Here is a 17,939-nt window from a genome sequence, read left to right on the forward strand (position 1 = left end):
CAGGACGGCACGGAGCGCAGCGGAGTGCCGGCATGAGCCTGCCCGACATCTCAAAGGTCGCCTTCGGCGGGGACTACAACCCCGAGCAGTGGCCCGAGGACGTCTGGAAGGAGGACTACCGGCTCTTCGACGCCGCCCGGATCGACACCGTCACGCTCGGCGTCTTCGACTGGGCACTGACCCAACCCGGGCCGGACGTCTACGACTTCAGCCTGCTTGACCGGATCGTCGAGCGGGCCACCGCGCAGGGCCGGCAGATCTGCCTGGCCACCGGCACCGGCGCGCACCCGGCCTGGCTGGCCCGGGCCCACCCGGAGGTGACCCGGACGGACTTCGAGGGCCGCAAGCACCGGTACGGCCAGCGGCACAACTCCTGCCCCAGCTCCCCCGTCTTCCGTCGACTCTCCACCGAACTGGCCCGGCGGATCGCCCGGCGGTACGCCGGCAACCCGGCGGTCGTCGCCTGGCACGTCGGCAACGAGTACGGCGGCGCCTGCTACTGCGACCTCTGCGCCGCCGGCTTCCGGGACTGGCTGCGCGACCGGTACGGCAGCCTCGACGCGCTCAACGCGGCCTGGTACACCACCTTCTGGTCGCACACCTTCACCGACTGGGCCGAGATCGAGCCGCCGTCGGCGCTGACCGAGCACTGGCGCGGGCCGAACCACACCGCCTTCCAGGGCATCACCCTCGACTACCTGCGCTTCATGTCGGACGCGATGCTGGCCAACTTCCGTGACGAGAAGGCGGCGATCCGGGAGTCGAGCCCGGACGTCCCGGTCACCACGAACTTCATGGGGATGTACCGGCCGATCGACTACCACCGCTGGGCCCCGCACCTCGACTTCGCCTCCTGGGACAACTACCCGCCGGACGACAACTCCCCGGCCTGGATGGCGCTGACCCACGACCTGATGCGCGGGCTCAAGGACGGCCAGCCGTTCTGGCTGATGGAGCAGACTCCGAGCTACACCGCGTCGCGGGACGTCAACCCGCTGAAGCGGCCCGGGGTGATGCGGCTGTGGAGCTGGCAGGCGGTGGCACACGGCGCCGACGCCGTGCTCTTCTTCCAGATGCGCGCCTGCCGGGGCGCCTGCGAGAAATACCACGGCGCGGTGATCGGGCACGCCGGGCGGCAGGACACCCGGGTATTCCGGGAGGTGGCCGAACTCGGCGCCGAGCTGGACCGGCTCGGCCCGGCGACGCTGGGCGCCCGGACCCCGGCCCGGGTCGCCCTGCTCTTCGACTGGGACAGCTGGTGGGCGCTGGAGATCTCCGACGGCCCGTCCCGGCTGCTGCGCTACCAGCAGATCGTGCACGCGTACTACCGGGCGCTCTGGGAGGCCGGGGTCGACGTCGACGTCGTACCGGTGACCGCGGACCTCGCCGGCTACCAGGTGGTGGTCGCGCCGGCGCTGCACATGCTCAAGGGTGACCTGGCGCAGCGGCTGGCGGCGGTGGCCGAGCGCGGCGGTTCGGTGCTGAGCACCTTCCTGTCCGGCCGGGTCGACGAGGACGACAACGCCTTCCTGATGGACGTGCCGGGTCCGCTCGGGTCGCTGATGGGCATCCGGATCGACGAGTGGGACGCCCGTCCGCCCGAGGTGGTCAATCCGGTACGCCTGCACGGCGCCGGCCCCGAGGTCGAGGTCACGGTCGAGTCGCGGCTCCTCTTCGAGCTGGTGATACCGCAGGGTGCCGAGGTGCTCGGCAGGTACCAGGCGGACTTCTATGCCGGTACTCCGGCGGTCACCCGGAACAGCTACGGCGCCGGCCACGGCTGGTACGTCGCCGCCGGCCTCGACCAGCCGGGCGTGCACTGGGTGGTCCGCCGGGTACTGGAGCGGCACGACCTGGTCGGGCCGTACGCCGACGTGCCCGGCCTGGAGTCGACGGTGCGGGTCGGCCCGGACGGTACGCGGCTGCGGTTCCTGCTCAACCACGGTGCCGAACCGGTCGAGACGGTGGCGCACACCGCCGGTACCGACCTGCTCGGCGGGGGCCGGATCGATCCGGGCCAGCCGATCCGGCTCGACCCGTTGGGCGTGCTGGTGCTGCGCGAGGACGCGGTCCCGGCCCGACCGACGGCGAGTCCTGACAGCAACCGGGAAGGGATGCCATGACCACCGCCGACGGGTCGGGCAGCAGTCGGGCCGGCGCCGACCCGACGTCTGCGCATCCGGCCTGGTTGCCGGCGGAGGCGTTCCGGGCGATCGGTTCGGGCCGGACGCTGGTCTGCGGCGACGGCATACTCGTGGCGACGGTGCGCGACGAGGTCGCCCGGGCCTGCGCCCGCTACGGCGGCACGGTCAGCCGCCTGCCCGGCGAGGCGGTCGGGCCGGAGTGGACCGGCGACGGCGACGGGCCGTACGACCTGGTGTTCGCGCTCGGCCCGACCGAGCCGCTGCCGGCCGGTGCGGCGCTCGCGGCCGAGGTCGGGCGCGAGTTGGGGCCGGATCGCGGCGGGCTCGGCCCGGAGGGCTTCGCGCTGGCCCGCCGGGGCGGCGTGACGGTGGTACTGGCCGACCAGCCGGCCGGGCTGCTCTACGGCCTGTTCCACGTCGTCCGGCTCGGACCGGCGGCGTTCGGCGCCGACCGGCCGGTCGAGCGGCACCGGCCGGCGATGCGGCTACGGCTGGTCAGCCACTGGGACAACGTCGACGTGCATCCGGTGATGGGGCAGGTCGAGCGCGGCTACGCGGGCGGGTCGATCTTCTGGCGCGACGGTGCGCCGCGCCGCGACCCCGACCGGGTACGCGACTACGCGCGGCTGCTGGCCGCCTGCGGCATGAACGCGATGACGGTCAACAACGTCAACGTGCACGGCACGGCGACCCGGCTGCTGACCGACCGGCTCGACGACGTCGCCGCGATCGCGGACCTGGTCCGCCCGTACGGGATCCGGGTGCACCTGTCGGTCAACTTCGCCGCGCCAGTCACCCTCGGCGAGCTGCCCACCGCCGACCCGCTCGATGGCGACGTGCGGGCCTGGTGGGCCAAGGCCGCCGGGCGGCTCTACGAGACCATCCCGGACTTCGGCGGCTTCATGGTGAAGGCCGACTCCGAGGGGCAGCCGGGCCCGTACCGGTACGGGCGCACCCATGCCGACGGCGCGAACATGCTCGCCGACGCCCTGGCGCCGTACGGCGGGGTGGTGCACTGGCGTGCCTTCGTCTACAACCACCGGCAGGACTGGCGCGACCGATCCACCGACCGGGCCCGAGCGGCGTACGACCACTTCACGCCCCTGGACGGCCAGTTCCGGGACAACGTGATCGTGCAGGTGAAGCACGGTCCGATGGACTTCCAGACCCGCGAGCCGGTCTCCCCGGTGCTCGCGGCCATGCCCGGCACCCGGCTGGCGGTGGAGGTGCAGGCGACCCAGGAGTACACCGGACAGCAGCGGCACGTCTGTTATCTGGGTCCGTGGTGGAGCGAGGTGCTCCGGTTCGCGCCCTGGGGCCCGGGCCGGCCGACGGTCGCGTCGGTGGCCGCCGGCACCGCGGGCGACGACGGCGGCGCGGCGCCGTCGGGTGGCGGCGGTCTGGTGGTCGTCTCCAACGTCGGCGACGACCACTACTGGACCGGGCACCCGCTGGCCCAGGCCAACCTGTACGCCGTCGGCCGGCTGGCCTGGGCACCCGACCTCGACCCGCTGGCCGTACTCGACGAGTGGATCGAGCTCACCTTCACGCCGTCGGCGACCGCCGAGCCCGACCTGCTGCGCGGGACGCTGCACGCGCTGCTGGACGACTCGTGGCGCACCTACGAGCGGTACACCGCACCGCTCGGGGTCGGCTTCATGGTCGCGCCGGGGCACCACTACGGCCCCGACGTGGACGGCTACGAGTACTCACGGTGGGGCACCTACCACTTCGCCGACCGGGACGGCGTCGGAGTGGACCGCACCCGGGCCACCGGAACCGGGTTCACCGGCCAGTACCCGCAGCCCTGGGCGGACCGGTACGAGTCGCTGGAAACCTGCCCGGACGAGCTGCTGCTCTTCTTCCACCACGTGCCCTACCAGCACGTACTGCACTCCGGGTCGACGGTGATCCAGCACATCTACGACACCCATTTCGCCGGGGTCGAGCAGGTGGCGGAGATGGTGCGCCGGTGGGCGCGGATCGGCCCGGCAGGTCTGCTGGACCCGGCGTTGCACGCCCGGGTGACCGACCGGCTCGCCGAGCAGTTGCGCTGTGCCGAGGAGTGGCGCGACAAGGTCAACACCTACTTCCTCCGCAAGTCCGGAGTACCGGACGCGCACGGCCGCCGGATCTACTGAACCCGCCGGCCGGCGGCCGCCGGCGACCTCGGCTGACCCCGACCGGGCGGGCCGGCGCGTCCGCCGGGCCACCTGCCACCTGCGGTCCGGGCCCCGACACGCCTTGTACGATGTCGTCCCGGAGGAAAGTTGAGGTAGGTGGCCAGCCAAGCCGAGCCCGGAGCCGAGCCCCGGATCCCGTTGAGCCGCGAGCGGGTACTGCGGGCCGCGGTCAGCGTCGCCGACTCCGGCGGCATCGAGTCGCTGACGATGCGTCGTCTCGCGGAGCACCTCGGGGCCGAGGCGATGTCGCTCTACTACCACGTCGCCAACAAGGAGGACGTGCTCGACGGCGTCGTGGACCTGATCGCGACGGAAATCAACGAGGTCGTCGACCGGATCGACGTACCGGCCAGCGGGGCCGACTGGAAGAAGGCGGTCCGCCAGCGGATCCTCTCCGCCCGCGAAGTCCTGCTCCGGCACCGGTGGGCTCCCGGGGTCTTCGAGACCCGCACCAACACCAGCCCGGCGGTGCTGCGCTACTACGACGCCCTACTCGGCCTGATGCGCGCGGGTGGCTTCTCCTACGACCTGGCGCACCACGCCCTGCACGCGCTGGGCAGCCGGGCGTTGGGTTTCACCCAGGAGTTGTTCGACCCGAACAGCGGCGCCGGTGCCGCCGATCCGGCGGCCGGGCTGGCGGAGATGGCCGGGCAGTTCCCGCACCTGGTGGGGATGCTGGCCGAGATCGCCCACGACGATCCCGACTCGACGCTGGGCTGGTGTGACGACCAGAGCGAGTTCGAGTTCGGGCTCGACCTGATCCTGGACGGCCTGGACCGGATCCGCGAGCGGGGCTGACCGTCCCGCCGTCCGCTCGGACGGTCCCGACACCCTCCCATCCACCGTTGGTCCCTGTTTGGGCGCGAACCCTCGACAACCTTACGCCGTACGAGTACCTTACGTTGTACGACTTACGACGTAAGGGCGGCTACCGCGTCCACTCGGGACACCCGCCCGTCCGCCCCGACCACGCCCGGACAAGGAGACGACGATGAAGGCGGCAATCCTGCGTTCGTACGGCCCACCCGATGCCCTGGACCTCACCGACGTGCAGCGGCCCGCTCCCGGCGACGACGAGGTGCTGGTCCGGGTCCGGGCCACCTCCGTCAACCCGTACGACTGGCACCACATCCGGGGCGAGCCGTTGGTGGCCCGCCTGCTGCCCGACGGCCCCGCGCTGCGGGCACCGGGCATCAGCATCCTCGGCTGCGACATGGCCGGTCAGGTCGAGGCGGTCGGCCGGAACGTGACCGAGTTCCGCCCCGGCGACGACGTCTACGCCCTGCTCTCCGGGGGCGGCTTCGGCGAGTACGTCTGCGTCCGGGAGGACCTGCTGGCAGCCAAACCGGCGAACCTGTCGTACGAGCAGGCGGCGGCGGTGCCGATGGCCGGCGTCACCGCCCTGGTGGGGCTGCGCGACGTGGGCCGGATCCAACCCGGTCAGCGGGTACTCGTCAACGGCGCCTCCGGCGGGGTGGGCACCTTCGCCGTACAGCTCGCCCGGGCGTTCGGCGCCACCGTCACCGGCGTGTGCAGCAGCCGGAACGTCGACCTCGTCCGGTCGCTCGGCGCGGACGAGGTCGTCGACTACACCACCGAGGACTTCACCCGACGCGGACGCCGCTACGACCTGCTGCTGGACAACGCGGGCAGCCGTTCCGTGCCGGCGTACCGGCGGGTGCTGACCCGCAACGGCACCCTCGTCCTCGTCGGTGGCCCGGCCGGTCGCTGGCTACAGCCCGCCGGCCGGGTCTTCGCGGCACTCGCCGTGGGCCCACTGGTGTCCCAGCGGATCGCCATCGCCGACGCCGTCCGCTGCCCGGACAAGAAGCAGTGCCTGCGACTGCTGGCCGAACTCATCGAGGACGGCAAGGTCACCCCGGTCGTCGACCGCCGCTATCCGTTCGCGGAGATCCGGGCGGCCGTGCGCTATCAGGAGGAGGGACACAGCCCGGGAAAGGTGGTGGTGACGCTCTGAGCGCCCGCCCGGCGACCCGGCGCCGGGGCGACCGGACGCTCCCCGGATCGCTCCGGCCGCCGGGAGTCGGCGCCGGGCGGCCGGGGAGTCGGAGCCGGTCAGCCGCCGCTGACCGGACGGAACGGGTCGACCGAGTGCCGGGCCTTCGCCGTCCGGTTGGTGGTCGTCGCGATCGTGTCGAACATGACCCGGCCGAGCGCCGCGTGCGCCTGCACCGCCGGGTGCGTCGCCCCGTAGTTGTCCAGGTCGGCGAGGGAGTCGGCGAACATCGCGTACGTCAGCGTCGGCGCGCCCGCCGCGTCGAACATGATCCCGGCCTCGTGCCGGGCCGCGCCCAGGTCGTCGAAGTCCGCGCCGTACTTGGTGGCGACCCGGCTGCGCTCGGCCGACGACATGTTGCGGCGGACCCCGTCGTGGTATCCGTTGATCCACCGCAGGATGCCGAGCAGGAAGTCGGCCGACCTCGGCGTCACGATGGTCTTGTTGGCCAGTCGCCACAGCAGGTCGTGGGTCTCCCGGGGCGTGGTGACGCCGAGGAAGAACCGGTTCGGGTTGGCGACCGGCTCGACCCGGGTGTGCGTGAAGCCCAAGCTGGCGAGGATCTCGTTGATCTCCAACGCCGGCACCACCCGGCCGCACATCCGGACCGCCGTGTTGTCCGAGACCAGCAGCATCGCGGTGAGGAAGTTGGCGACCGTGATGTCGTCGCCCCAGACGGTGTGCAGGAAGTAGATGCCGGTGCCGCCGAGGATGATGTCGGCGGTGAGGTCGAGCTTCTGGTCGAGCCGGAGCTGACCACGGTCGATCTTGTCCATCACCGCCACCGCGACCGCGAGCTTCTGCACGCTGTAGCCGTGGGTCACCCGGTCGGCGTCGTCCGCCACGACGGTCTCCAGCGTGCCTGCGGCGTTGACCATCGCGATGTGCGAGTGCCACACCCCGCCGGCCCGGGCCTTCTGCGTGGCGTACGCCTGCTGGATCACCGCCTGCGGAGTGCCGGGCACCCGCGGCGGGCCGACCGGCCCGCAGACCGGCGCCCGACCGACCGCCACCGTGGTGGCCGGCGCGGCGGCTGCCGGCCGACCGGTCGCGGCCAGCGCGGCCGCCGCCGCTCCCATCCCGATCGCCGCGCGGCGGCTGACATGCTCGGGCACAGTTCCTCCCCCGTGAACATCGACAACTGTCGTGGGGGAGCGTACCGAGCGTGATTTCAGGCAACAACCCGGACGAGGTCGGACACGCCGGGCGGGTCCCCGGTCCGTCCCGTACCGCGCTTGGTTCGTCCACTATCGACCTGGGTACTCCGCGCGCCGCTCTCCGCCGCCGGGCGATCTTCTTTCGACCGGCCGTTGCACCGGGGACGATTCGATCTCTGGTCCGGCCTGCTTCCGGGCCATCACCGTCCGCTCACCACGCCGGGGAAGAACGGCCCGGAGCGGCCCGCCGGGCGTAGGCTGGGCAACGTGGATCAAGAAGACCGGATCGCCCTCTTCCTCGACTACGAGAACCTCGCGCTCGGCGCGCGGGACCATCTCGGCGGCCTGGCCTTCGACTTCCGCCCGATCGCCGACGCGCTGGCCGAACGCGGCCGGGTGGTGGTCCGCCGGGCGTACGCCGACTGGTCGTACTTTGACGAGGACCGCCGGATGCTCACCCGGTCACACGTGGAGTTGATCGAGATCCCGCAGCGGATGGGTGCGAGCCGCAAGAACGCCGCCGACATCAAGATGGCGGTCGACGCCGTGGAGTTCGCCTTCGAGCGCGACTACCTGTCCACCTTCGTGATCTGCACCGGCGACAGCGACTTCACCCCGCTGGTGCACAAGCTCCGCGAACTCAACAAGCGGGTGATCGGCGTCGGAGTGGAGAAGTCCACCTCGGCGCTGCTGCCGCCCGCCTGCGACGAGTTCCTCTACTACGACCGGCTGGAGGGTGTGGACATCCCCTCGGCCCGCCCCCGCCGGGGCCGACCGGCCCGGCCCACCGGCCCGGAGGCGCCACAGGCCGGTCCGGACCAGCAGGCGGAGCCGGGACCCGAGCCGGCGCAGGGCATCGAGGAGCCGGTACGCGACGTCGACACCCTCGCCGAGCTGGTCGCGCAGACCGTGGCGGGCTTGCAGGGCAGTTCCAGCGGGGAGGTCACCGCCTCCACGCTCAAGCGCACCCTGCTACGCAAGGACCCGACCTTCAGCGAGTCCGACTACGGGTTCCGGGCCTTCGGCGAGCTGATCCGGCACCTGGCCGAGCACAACGTCGTCGAGCTGACCGAGGGCCCGGCCAAGGGTGACCCGGGGGTGTCACTGCCCGAACACGGCGACCGGGAGGTGGCGTTCGGGCTGCTCCGTACCGTGCTCCTCGACCTGGCCGGCGCGGACGGCTCGGTGGCGCTCTCCGGGCTGAAGAACCAGCTCCGCCGGGCGCGCCCCGACTTCAGCGAGAAGAAGCTCGGCTACCGCAGCTTCCTCCAGTTCTGCAAGGCGGCCGCCACCAGCGGCGCGGTCGAGCTGCGGTGGAGCCCCGAGACCGACGACTACCTGCTCACCGCGCGTCCCGCGTGATCCCGGGGCACCCGCAGAGCCGGCCCACCGCCGCCGGAGGCCGGGCGGACGGCTGGCGATAGGGTCTTGGCCCATGCGGTCGAAGCAGGAGCTGGACGCCGCCATCCGGCGGGAGCGCCGGGCGGCCCTGGTGGTCAACGCCCGCTCCCGCCGGGGCCGCCGGCTCTACCAGGAGGCGCGGACCCGGCTGACCGGGGCGGGCTTCACCCTGCTCGGCACCTACCCGGCGGACCGGCCGGGTGAACTGGAGGCGAGCCTGACCGCCGCCGCCGCGCTCGGCCCGGACCTGCTGGCCGTCGGCGGCGGCGACGGCACCATCGGGGCCGCCGCGCGGCTGCTCGCACACCGGGACATGGCGCTCGGGCTGCTGCCGCTCGGCACCACGAACAACTTCGCCCGGACCGTCGGGATCCCGCTCGACCTCGACGCGGCCGTCGCGACGCTGGCCGGCGGCAAGGTGATCGACGTCGACCTCGGGCTCGCCGACGGCATGCCGTTCGCCAACCACGTCGGCGTCGGGCTCTCCGCCGACGTGATGGCCCGGGCACCGGCCCGGCTCAAGCGGGTCACCGGCCGGCTGGCGTACCCGGTGACCGCCCTGGCGCTGCTCACCGGACACCGCCCGATGCGGATCACCGTGCGGGCCGACGGGCAGGCCCGGGAGTTCCTGACCCACCAGCTCTACGTGGCCAACGGCGGCTTCCAGGCCGGCCGGCCGATCACGGCGGACGCGAACGCCGACGACCGGCTGCTGGTCGCGTACCCGGTGGGCGGCCCGACCCGGCGCGACCTGCTGCGCGCGACGGCGCGCAACGCGGCGACGGGTCATCGCCGCACTCTCGACGACGAACCCTTCCTCACCGCCGGTGAGATCCTGCTCGCCACCGACCGGCCGGCCCCGGTCGAGGTCGACGGCGAGGTACGCGGCCGTACCCCGATCCGGATCGGGCTCGACGCCAACGCCCTGCGGGTGATGGCCCCCGCCGACGCCCTCGACCGCTGACCCACGGCTCGCCGCCGGGCCGACTGCGACGCGTCAGCAGGCGGAGGTTTAGCGCTTCTATCGTGGCTTCGAGAATCTGCCCCGGTTCCTGGGCGACGTCATCGCCGTCGAACGGGTCGGCCCGGCGGCCTTCCGCTGGACGGTGGTGGGCCCGGGAGGCATCCGGCTCAGGTCCACCGTGAGGCTGACCGAGGAGCGCACCAACGAGCTGATCCGGTACGAGACGGCAACCGCTGTACCCGGGATGAGCACCTGCTGGACCATCCGTTTCGCCGCCGGGCCCGGGCCCGGGCAGACGGAGGTGCATGAGGTGCTGAAGACGCCCCTCGGCAGGCTCGGTCACGCCGCGCTGACCCTGGTCGGCAAGCCGCCCGCCGAAGAGGCGGCGGCGAACCTTCGCCGCCTCAAGCAGGTGTTGGAGACCGGGTCGGTGACCGACACCGACCACGCGGTGGCGGGCAAGTTCGATCGGCGAGCCACCGGGCGATGAGCCCGACCGACGGCGGGCGGTGTGCTGCTCCCGGCACTGGTGTGGCAGCGGGCCGGCAGACCTCAGCTGCGGCGCAGGAACGCCACCAGCTTGTCGACCGACTCGAACGGCTTCGTCACGCTGACCAACTCCCAGCCCCACTGGCTGAGTATCTCGACCGCGATCAGGATGCCGGTGGTGCGCGGCATCGGAAGGTCGCTGCCCGCCACGACGGCCAGGTGCCGGTACGGGTAGCCGCGCAGGTCGCACCGGCCGTGGATCAGGGCCGCCGCGTCGACCTCGCGGGTCTGCGCGATCTGCTGCGCGGCCTGGAACGGGTGCATGCGGCACACCGTACTCGCACCGACGCGGTGGCGTCGACCGACCATCGCGCAGAGCATGGCGAGCCTGACGCTCCAGCCGACGGCCGGAGCAAGGCCAGCTTCGCGAGATCGCGAACGCCTAGCCGGATCGCGCGTCCACAAAGGGGTACGGTCTTGCCGCCTCCCGGAACCGACTCCCGCTACCCGCCCATCTCCGTACCCGCGTTCGACAACGCGGTCAAGGCGCCCTCCGTACTGTCGAGCAACGCCAGGTTCACGGTCTACTACCAGGTCCGTGAGGTGGCGCAGGCGGCCTGGGACGCGGCGCTGACCGAGCACCGGGAGACCATGCGAGGGCTGGCCGCCGACGTACTGGACGATCTCAGTTAGGAAGATCGGGATCGGTGGGGTGGGCCGGCGATCCGCGTCCGGTACCGCCGCCTCGGACATCCGGGGACTTCCCGTCGCGCCGTGCGGAGATTGTTGCCAAGCGCGCATCGACGGGCGACAATAACTTTCGCCAGTCCCTCGATCTCCGAGCTCGCCCCCTGCTCTCACCGGAGACGCCATGCGACGATCAGCCCTCGCCGTCCCGTTGTCCGCACTGATCGCCTTCGTCGGCATCGGCACCGCGACGCCCGCCCCGGCGGTCGCGGTCACCGCCAACCCCGACGTCGGAACGCTCGCCACCACGCCGCTGGCCCCCGGCCTCTCCCTGAGCACCACCTCGACGGCCGGCCCCAATCAGATCAACATCCTCACCGCGAACCTGTCCGAGCCCACCCTGAAGCCGAAGTACCTCAATCCGGGGACCGTCGGCGCCACAGCCACCCTGAGCAGCCAGGCGAACCGGGTGGGTGCGGTCGCCGCCGTGAACGGCGACTTCTTCGACATCGGCGCCACCGGGGCGCCCCGGGGCATAGGGCTGGACGACGGCACGCTGCTCAACGGCCCCGCCTCCGGCTGGAACAACGTGGCCGCGCTCTACGCCAACGGCACAGGCACCCGGGGCGGCCTGGCCCAGATCTTCCTCGACGCGAAGATCACGCTGCCCGGCGGTACCCAACTCACCGCCACCAATCTCAACTCACCGAACATCGCCGCCGACGGCATCGGCGTCTACAACGCCCTCTGGGGCGACGAGCCGCGTAGCCAGGTACTCGACGGCGCCACCCGCAGCCGCGAGGTAGAGGTGACCGGTGGCCGGGTCAGCAGGGTCAGCACCACCGCCGGCGGCAAGGTGCCGGCCGGGTCCGTCGTCGTGCTCGGCGTCAACGCCGGTGCCGACGCCCTGGCCGGGATCGCCGTCGGCGACCCGGTCACCGTCAACTACGCGCCGCGCGGCGGGGCCGGAGCCCAGGTCGCGATCGGCGGCAATCTCGTACTGGTCAGGGACGGAGTGGCCACCACGGTCTCCCATCCGCGGAATCCACGGACGGCGGTCGGCTTCTCGGCGGACGGCCTGACCATGTGGATGGTCGTCGTGGACGGCCGGTCCAGCGCGAGCGTCGGCATGACCTATGTGGAACTCGCGAACTACATGAAGTCGCTCGGCGCCGACGACGCGATCAACCTCGACGGCGGGGGTTCGAGCACCCTGGTCGCCCGGATGCCCGGAGCGACGTCGGTATCGGTCCGCAACACCCCGTCGGACGGCGCGCAACGAGCGGTCCCGAACGGAATCGGCTTCGTCTCGACCGCACAGGCGTGGAGCAGTACGGTCGACAACACCACGGCCGGGCGGTTCACCGCGAGCGCGAACTGGGGAACGTCCAGCTACTCCAGCCAGAGGTTCGGAGCCGACTACCGGTTCGCCGACCCGGTGCTCTCCAGCGACGTCGCCTGGTACCGGATGAACGTCCCGGAGAGCGGCAGCTACGCCGTCTCGGTCTGGTATCCGGCCGACCCTGGCTACAACGACTCGACGCCGTTCATCGTGGCCACCACCAGCGGCAACCAGACAGTACGGGTGAACCAGCGCGTCAACGGCGGCCGATGGGTGTCACTCGGGGTGTTCACGCTGGCCGCAGGGGATGCGAACACGGTGGGAGTGAGTCGATGGACATCCGGCACCGGTTACGTCGTCGCCGACGCGGTGCGGGTCACCCGGGTCTGAGCGTCCGGCGCGCCACGGCCCGAGCGCACCGGTTCCCCGCCTAGCGTGCCGGCGGCCGTGGGGTCTGGTCCCTGACCAGGTCGCCGCAGGCGTCCCGGTCGTAGGGCAGGCCGGCGTCGCGGAAGACCAGACCGACGGTGCCGTTGCGCGGGTCCCACAGGTCCTCGTTGGCGACGAGCGCGCCGAGGTAGCGGCGTTGGGCCGGGGACAGCGGGCCGGGGTCGCGCCCGGCGAAGAGGGCGTGCAGCAGCGGCCCCCAGTCGTGGCGGACGGTGTAACGGCTGGCGATCGGGGCGATGGCCAGCGCGGCCGGCAGCAGCCGGTCGGGATCGTCGACCCGGGCGATCGCCGCGGCGACGAGCGCGAACCGGATCCGGGTATCTAGCTGCGGCGGGCGGTGGATGAACCAGTCGTCGGTGGCGGCCGGGTCTGCCAGGGCGGCGAGGATTTCGGCGGTGGCGGTCGGATCGTGAGCCAGGGTCGGCGCCAGCGCGGCGCAGGCCCGCACACCCGGATGCGGGTCGTCGAGGTAGGCGCGCGGCCCGAGCCCGAGCTCGCCCATGGCCAGGACCAGCGCGGCACGCTCGTCCGGCCCGGCCTCGGCGGCAAGGGCGTCGAGGCGCTCGGCGAGCCCCGCCGCCTCGGTCGTGCCGGCCGGTACCGCGCTGCACACGCTGACCGCGTGCGCCGCGGCCGCGCGTACCGCCGGTTCGGGGTCGGACAGCGCCGACGTGGCCGCGGCGAGCAGGGTGGGGACGATATCGCGGCAGCCGAGCACGGCGCGGGCGTAGAGGGCGTTGGCCAGCACCTCGTCGGCATAGAGTTCGTCCTCGTCGCCGGAGTCGAGCGCCGCCGCCAGGGCGGCGTCCACGTCGACGCCGACCGGCGCGGCGAACTCGTCGAGGTCGGGGTGCGACCGGCCGGCCTCGGCGACGGCGGCGAGGAAGCCGAGCAGGTTGGCCCGGAGTTCCGCATCGGCGGCGCCGGAGAGCCGGGGATCGCCGAGCAGCGCGGCGACCGCGACGGCGGCGGGTGGGGTCGCCGTCCACGGTGTGCCCTGGTGGATCACGGCCGACCACAGGTGCTCCAGTGCGGCCCGCCGGGCGGCCGGGTCGCCACCGGCGAGGGCGGCGAGGTGCTCGGGGGTATCGCTGGCCCGGCCGTACGCGTGTAGCAGGGTCGCGAACCGCGCGGTGTCGATCTCGGTCACCCCGGAAAGCTACTACCGGCCCCCGACAGAGCCGCCGTCCAGGCCGGCACTGCGGCTGGTGCCGGCGTCCGGCCTTCACCTCGCCGACACCTCGGTTTCGGGCTGCCCGGTGGCTCGACGGGTCGGTTCGACTCGGCCACTCCCCCGACCCGACGGCTGGGTGACGGTCGTCGAACAACGTATTCGGCAATGCACCGGAGCAGCGATTGTGTGCCGATCCTGGACCACAAACACGTACGAACCGTCGGCGCATTTCGCCCGGACGGTTGGCAGTGGTCGATTTCGGGACCGAGCGGGCCGGAAGCGTCCATCTCGGTATTCCGCCGGGCGGCCGCCACAAGTCGGGGTCAGCAGGCAAACGCACAGGCCAGACGGGGTGAACACGATCTCGGGGTTGCCGTACCCATCGATGGTTGTTATCTTCCACACGGGTCACGGGGGAACGGCGACCTGGCGCAGCGCCGCGGTCTGTCACCGTCCTCGCACGACGTGTCGAGGAGGAGCCTGCGTTGGTCGGACAATCGACGTCGACAATTGCACCGCAACCCCCGAAACGGGGTCTCCGGCAGTTACCGAAAAAGCGTTCCGGATGTGCTGCACCTATCGCATTCGGAACCCGCTCGGTCGCCGCACTGAACCTTTTTCAGCCTCCCCTTGCGGTCCGCCGGACCGCACGGTCGGACGCGGTGCGTGAGCGCCGCGCGGTTCAGGTGGACAAAGGTTCGTTCCGATGATCGTCCCGACGAACGAGCGACTCGCCCCGGCAGCGGGGGCGGGCCCCGCACCGACCGGGGCCGAGACCGTGGTCAAGCAGTACGTGGACGATCTGACGCTGGCCCTCGCCCAGCTCGAGACCGGCGCGGTGACCGATCTGCTGGAGACACTGGTCCTCGCGTTGCACTCGGGTAGCCGGGTCTTCGTGGCCGGCAACGGCGGCAGCAGCACGGCCGCCATCCACATCGCCAGCGACCTGATGGCGGCGGCGGGCCCACTCGGCGGTGCGCCGCAGGTCGTGGCGCTGACCGAGAACATCGCCCGGGTCACCGCGATCGCGAACGACCACTCCTACGACGAGATCTTCTCCCGGCAACTGGTCGGCTGGGGCAGGCCGCGCGACGTGCTGCTGCTGTTGAGCGTCAGCGGTCACTCGACCAACCTGGTCCGGGCGGCCACGGCCGGCCGTCACCTCGGGATGACCGTGTTGGCGGCGCTCGGCAACGCCGGTGACCTCGCCCGGCTCGCGGACCGGCTCGTCGTCTTCGGCCAGGCGGACTACGGGCTGACCGAGGACCTGCACGTCGCGCTCGGCCACATGGCGGTACGGGTGCTGCGTGGCGGCGACCCCTGCCGGTACACCGGCTCCACCGGCGACGGCGGTCCGGCCGGTGCCACGGCGGAGCGTGCGGAGGTTGGCGAGCCCGGTGAATCACTACAGTTCTAGGGTCTTCCTCACCGTTCGCTACCTCGTCGGCCTCTTCGGGCTGACCCTGACCCGGACGTCGACCGAGCTGACCAGCTACCGGATCCACGCCGGCCACGGGCGGTACGACGACTCCCGCCCACTCCCCGCCGAGCTGGCCGCGGTGCTCGACGACCGCAATCCCGACCTCGTGCAGCTACGCGCCCGCTACCGCAGGCTGGCGTCGCCGTTCCGGCCCGGCCGGTTCTGGCGGCGCAGCCGCCGCCTGCGCGACCTGAACCTCAGATACTTCCGCGGCGACAACGCCTACGTCTGGCAGCTCCGCCAGCTCGGCGACAACGCCCGGCTGAAGTTCTTCCTCTTCGCGCGGTACGTCAGCTCGCTCGACACGCACAAGCTGCTCGACCGGACCAGCGAGGACGGCGCCTTCGGCTGCTGGACGTTCGACTTCGACACGCTGCCGACGTCGAGCCGGGACCTGCTCGACTCGATCAACGAAATCTACTTTCTCGACCGGCACTGGGGGCTGCTCTCCAGGGCGGACTACACCGTCGTCGACATCGGTGCCGGGTACGGCCGCCTCGCGCACCGCATGGTGGAGGCCGTTCCCGGGCTGAAGCGCTATCTCTGTGTCGACGCGATCCCGGAGTCGACGTTCCTCAGCGAGCACTACCTGAGATATCGCGAGGTCGACCACAAGGCGACGGTGCTGCGGCTCGACGAGATGGCGGAGCGGCTGGCGGCGGAGCGGCCGGACCTGGCGGTCAACATCCACAGCTTCTCGGAGATGCCGATCTCGGTGATCGAGGCCTGGATCGACCTGCTCGCCCGGTGCGGCGTACCCACGCTCATGATCGTGCCGAACGAGGGCGACCGGCTGCTGAGCCTGGAGGACGACTACCTCCGGCGGGACTTCGCCCCGGTGCTCGAACGGTACGGCTACGTCCTCGCCGCACGCGAGCCCACCATCGCCGACCCGGACGTGCGCGACCTGGTCGGGGCCGGTGACTGGTTCCTGCTCTACCGCCGCACCGGCACGGACCCGACCCCCGACGCGCCATGACGGGCAGCGGAACACCCGACACGACGCTCCGCGACCGGTTGTCGCTGGAGTTCGCCGGGCTGGACGAGGGCAGCGGCGAGCTGACCTGGGGGCAGCGGTTCGTCTGGAACATCCTGGAGTCGCTGGCCCCGACCAACCACTACCTCAACATCCGGTTCCGGGTGCACCTGCCGGGCGACGTCACCCGGGAGCACGTGTTGACCGCCCTGCGCACCCTCGTCCGTCGCCACGAGGTGCTGCGGACCCGGTTCACCGTCGGCCCGGACGGCGAGCCCCGGCAGCACCGCGATCCGGCGGGCAACCTGTCGGTGGAGGTCTGCGAGACCGTCCCCGGCGGGGTACACCGGCTCGCCGAAGAGGCCGAGGAGCGGCTCTGGCGGGAACCGTTCCGGCACGGGTACGAGTGGCCGCTGCGGGTGTGCCTCGTCGCCGCCGGTGGCCGTCCCCGGCAGGTCGTGTTCGTCTTCTCCCACCTCGCCGTCGACTCCTGGGGGTGCTTCGTGCTCCGCCGGGAGTTCCTCGACCTGCTCCGGAACGACCGCGCCGCGCCGGCGCTCGCCGGTTGGCAGCCCCTCGCCCGGGTCGCGTACGAGGCGTCGGAGCCGGGCCGCAAGGCCAACGACCGCTCGCTGGCCTACTGGCGCCGGGTGCTGGAGGCCATGCCGCAGACCGCCTTCCCCACCCCGCGAGGGCCGGGCGAGACCCCGCTCTTCCCGGGCGTCGGCCTGCACTCGGTGGCGCTGGCGGCGGCCGCGCAGACCGTCGCGGCGCGGCACCGGGTCGGCCCGGCCGCCGTGCTGCTGGGCGTGCTCGCGACGATCATCGGCATCCGGGCCGGCACCGGGACGGTGCCGCTGTTCCTCGCCGGCGGCAACCGGTTCACCCCGGTGGACGCCGCCTCGGTGGGGACCTTCTACCAGGGCGCGCCGGCGCTGATCAAGCTGGACGGCGGGTCGCTGGCCGGCACCATCCGCACCGCGCACCGGGCGTCGACGCTGGCGTACCTGCGCGGGCAGAGCGACCCCCGGGACGTCGCGCGGCTGCTGGAGACCGTGCGGACCCGGCGTGGCGTCGACATCGACCTGTCGAGCACCGTCAACGTGGTGCCCGAACCCGGTGTCCCGGGGGCGCCGCCCACCAGCTACGACGTCGCCGAGCTGCGCGAGCTGACCGGATCCACTCGGGTGTCGGACCTGGAGGGCCGGGACAGCGAGCGGCTGACGTTGTACCTGCACGTCAAGTCGCTGCGCTCGCGCGCCGTGCTCGAACTCTTCTGCGACAGCCGCTGCCTGACCGCCGCCGACGCCCGGAAGCTCCTCGCCGGGCTGGAACTCGTCCTGATCGAGCTGCTCGACGTCGGCGACCTCGGTGCCGACCGGGTGGCCGAGCTGGTCGGGATCGCGCCGCCGGCCGGGGCGGCCAGCCGCGCCGTCGACGACAACTGCCACCCGCGGCCGGGGGCCTGACGTGCT

15 protein-coding genes are annotated in these 17,939 nt (G+C 72.3%); 12 read left to right on the plus strand and 3 right to left on the minus strand.

Annotated features, from left to right (window positions below; all coding sequences use genetic code 11):
* The first annotated feature begins 32 nt into the window (after nucleotides 1-32).
* The 4 genes from ACSMXO_RS27325 (at nucleotide 33) to ACSMXO_RS27340 (ending at nucleotide 6,305) form a co-directional block, all read left to right on the plus strand.
* Nucleotides 33-2,123: a beta-galactosidase gene (locus ACSMXO_RS27325; RefSeq protein ID WP_455414372.1), complete on the plus strand. Its 2,091-nt coding sequence runs from the start codon at nucleotides 33-35 to the stop codon at nucleotides 2,121-2,123.
* Nucleotides 2,120-4,285: an alpha-glucuronidase gene (locus ACSMXO_RS27330; RefSeq protein WP_455414373.1), complete on the plus strand. Its 2,166-nt coding sequence runs from the start codon at nucleotides 2,120-2,122 to the stop codon at nucleotides 4,283-4,285. Before ACSMXO_RS27325 ends, ACSMXO_RS27330 begins: the two co-directional genes overlap by 4 nt.
* A gap of 138 nt (nucleotides 4,286-4,423) precedes the next feature.
* Nucleotides 4,424-5,125, plus strand: a complete 702-nt coding sequence (locus ACSMXO_RS27335) for a TetR/AcrR family transcriptional regulator (RefSeq protein ID WP_455414374.1) — start codon at nucleotides 4,424-4,426, stop codon at nucleotides 5,123-5,125.
* A 193-nt stretch (nucleotides 5,126-5,318) separates the two neighbouring features.
* Complete coding sequence (locus ACSMXO_RS27340; protein ID WP_455414375.1) at nucleotides 5,319-6,305, plus strand: NAD(P)-dependent alcohol dehydrogenase; 987 nt, start codon at nucleotides 5,319-5,321, stop codon at nucleotides 6,303-6,305.
* Nucleotides 6,306-6,403: 98 nt separating this feature from the next.
* Here the strand turns inward: ACSMXO_RS27340 and ACSMXO_RS27345 are convergent, their stop codons facing one another.
* A complete protein-coding gene (locus ACSMXO_RS27345; RefSeq protein ID WP_455414376.1) occupies nucleotides 6,404-7,459 on the minus strand; it encodes a serine hydrolase in 1,056 nt (351 codons plus the stop codon).
* Between the two features lie 309 nt (nucleotides 7,460-7,768).
* On the opposite strand from ACSMXO_RS27345, the gene ACSMXO_RS27350 reads away from it, so the two are divergent.
* From ACSMXO_RS27350 to ACSMXO_RS27360, 3 genes are all read left to right on the plus strand, one after another.
* Nucleotides 7,769-8,863: an NYN domain-containing protein gene (locus ACSMXO_RS27350; protein WP_346261362.1), complete on the plus strand. Its 1,095-nt coding sequence runs from the start codon at nucleotides 7,769-7,771 to the stop codon at nucleotides 8,861-8,863.
* 73 nt (nucleotides 8,864-8,936) lie between these two features.
* Nucleotides 8,937-9,866, plus strand: a complete 930-nt coding sequence (locus tag ACSMXO_RS27355) for a diacylglycerol/lipid kinase family protein (RefSeq protein WP_455414377.1) — start codon at nucleotides 8,937-8,939, stop codon at nucleotides 9,864-9,866.
* Between the two features lie 178 nt (nucleotides 9,867-10,044).
* Entirely contained in the window at nucleotides 10,045-10,356 is a 312-nt protein-coding gene (locus ACSMXO_RS27360; RefSeq protein WP_455414378.1) for a hypothetical protein, read from the plus strand.
* Between the two features lie 62 nt (nucleotides 10,357-10,418).
* Here ACSMXO_RS27360 and ACSMXO_RS27365 read toward each other — a convergent pair whose 3' ends face one another.
* Entirely contained in the window at nucleotides 10,419-10,679 is a 261-nt protein-coding gene (locus ACSMXO_RS27365) for a transcriptional regulator (protein WP_455414379.1), read from the minus strand.
* Between the two features lie 153 nt (nucleotides 10,680-10,832).
* Here ACSMXO_RS27365 and ACSMXO_RS27370 point away from each other — a divergent pair, with 153 nt between their 5' ends.
* Together ACSMXO_RS27370 and ACSMXO_RS27375 are read left to right on the plus strand one after the other, a co-directional pair.
* Nucleotides 10,833-11,048, plus strand: a complete 216-nt coding sequence (locus tag ACSMXO_RS27370; RefSeq protein WP_455414380.1) for a hypothetical protein — start codon at nucleotides 10,833-10,835, stop codon at nucleotides 11,046-11,048.
* A gap of 178 nt (nucleotides 11,049-11,226) precedes the next feature.
* Nucleotides 11,227-12,774 carry a golvesin C-terminal-like domain-containing protein gene (locus tag ACSMXO_RS27375; RefSeq protein WP_455414381.1) on the plus strand — a complete coding sequence of 516 codons (1,548 nt, stop codon included), beginning with the start codon at nucleotides 11,227-11,229 and terminating at the stop codon, nucleotides 12,772-12,774.
* A gap of 40 nt (nucleotides 12,775-12,814) precedes the next feature.
* On the opposite strand, the gene ACSMXO_RS27380 is transcribed toward ACSMXO_RS27375, so the two are convergent.
* Nucleotides 12,815-13,984 carry a hypothetical protein gene (locus tag ACSMXO_RS27380; RefSeq protein WP_455414382.1) on the minus strand — a complete coding sequence of 390 codons (1,170 nt, stop codon included), beginning with the start codon at nucleotides 13,982-13,984 and terminating at the stop codon, nucleotides 12,815-12,817.
* Between the two features lie 730 nt (nucleotides 13,985-14,714).
* Between ACSMXO_RS27380 and ACSMXO_RS27385 the strand changes: the two genes are divergently transcribed.
* Genes ACSMXO_RS27385 through ACSMXO_RS27395 form a run of 3 tightly spaced genes read left to right on the plus strand, consistent with a single transcriptional unit; the run spans nucleotide 14,715 to nucleotide 17,933 of the window.
* Nucleotides 14,715-15,425 carry a D-sedoheptulose-7-phosphate isomerase gene (locus tag ACSMXO_RS27385; RefSeq protein ID WP_455414383.1) on the plus strand — a complete coding sequence of 237 codons (711 nt, stop codon included), beginning with the start codon at nucleotides 14,715-14,717 and terminating at the stop codon, nucleotides 15,423-15,425.
* Complete coding sequence (locus tag ACSMXO_RS27390; RefSeq protein ID WP_455414384.1) at nucleotides 15,406-16,467, plus strand: putative sugar O-methyltransferase; 1,062 nt, start codon at nucleotides 15,406-15,408, stop codon at nucleotides 16,465-16,467. The genes ACSMXO_RS27385 and ACSMXO_RS27390 overlap by 20 nt, the downstream gene beginning before the upstream one ends.
* Nucleotides 16,464-17,933, plus strand: coding sequence for a condensation domain-containing protein (locus tag ACSMXO_RS27395; RefSeq protein ID WP_455414385.1), 1,470 nt, complete (start codon nucleotides 16,464-16,466; stop codon nucleotides 17,931-17,933). The genes ACSMXO_RS27390 and ACSMXO_RS27395 overlap by 4 nt, the downstream gene beginning before the upstream one ends.
* The last annotated feature ends 6 nt before the right edge of the window (nucleotides 17,934-17,939 follow it).

The sequence above is a fragment of the Plantactinospora sp. DSM 117369 genome (genome assembly GCF_053764795.1).

Coding starts and splice junctions, on each gene's coding strand:
- ACSMXO_RS27325 (WP_455414372.1), top strand. CDS start 33: ATGAGCCTGCCCGACATCTCAAAGGTCGCCTTCGGCGGGGACTACAAC.
- ACSMXO_RS27385 (WP_455414383.1), top strand. CDS start 14,715: ATGATCGTCCCGACGAACGAGCGACTCGCCCCGGCAGCGGGGGCGGGC.
- ACSMXO_RS27395 (WP_455414385.1), top strand. CDS start 16,464: ATGACGGGCAGCGGAACACCCGACACGACGCTCCGCGACCGGTTGTCG.
- ACSMXO_RS27365 (WP_455414379.1), bottom strand. CDS start 10,679: ATGCACCCGTTCCAGGCCGCGCAGCAGATCGCGCAGACCCGCGAGGTC.
- ACSMXO_RS27355 (WP_455414377.1), top strand. CDS start 8,937: ATGCGGTCGAAGCAGGAGCTGGACGCCGCCATCCGGCGGGAGCGCCGG.
- ACSMXO_RS27340 (WP_455414375.1), top strand. CDS start 5,319: ATGAAGGCGGCAATCCTGCGTTCGTACGGCCCACCCGATGCCCTGGAC.
- ACSMXO_RS27375 (WP_455414381.1), top strand. CDS start 11,227: ATGCGACGATCAGCCCTCGCCGTCCCGTTGTCCGCACTGATCGCCTTC.
- ACSMXO_RS27330 (WP_455414373.1), top strand. CDS start 2,120: ATGACCACCGCCGACGGGTCGGGCAGCAGTCGGGCCGGCGCCGACCCG.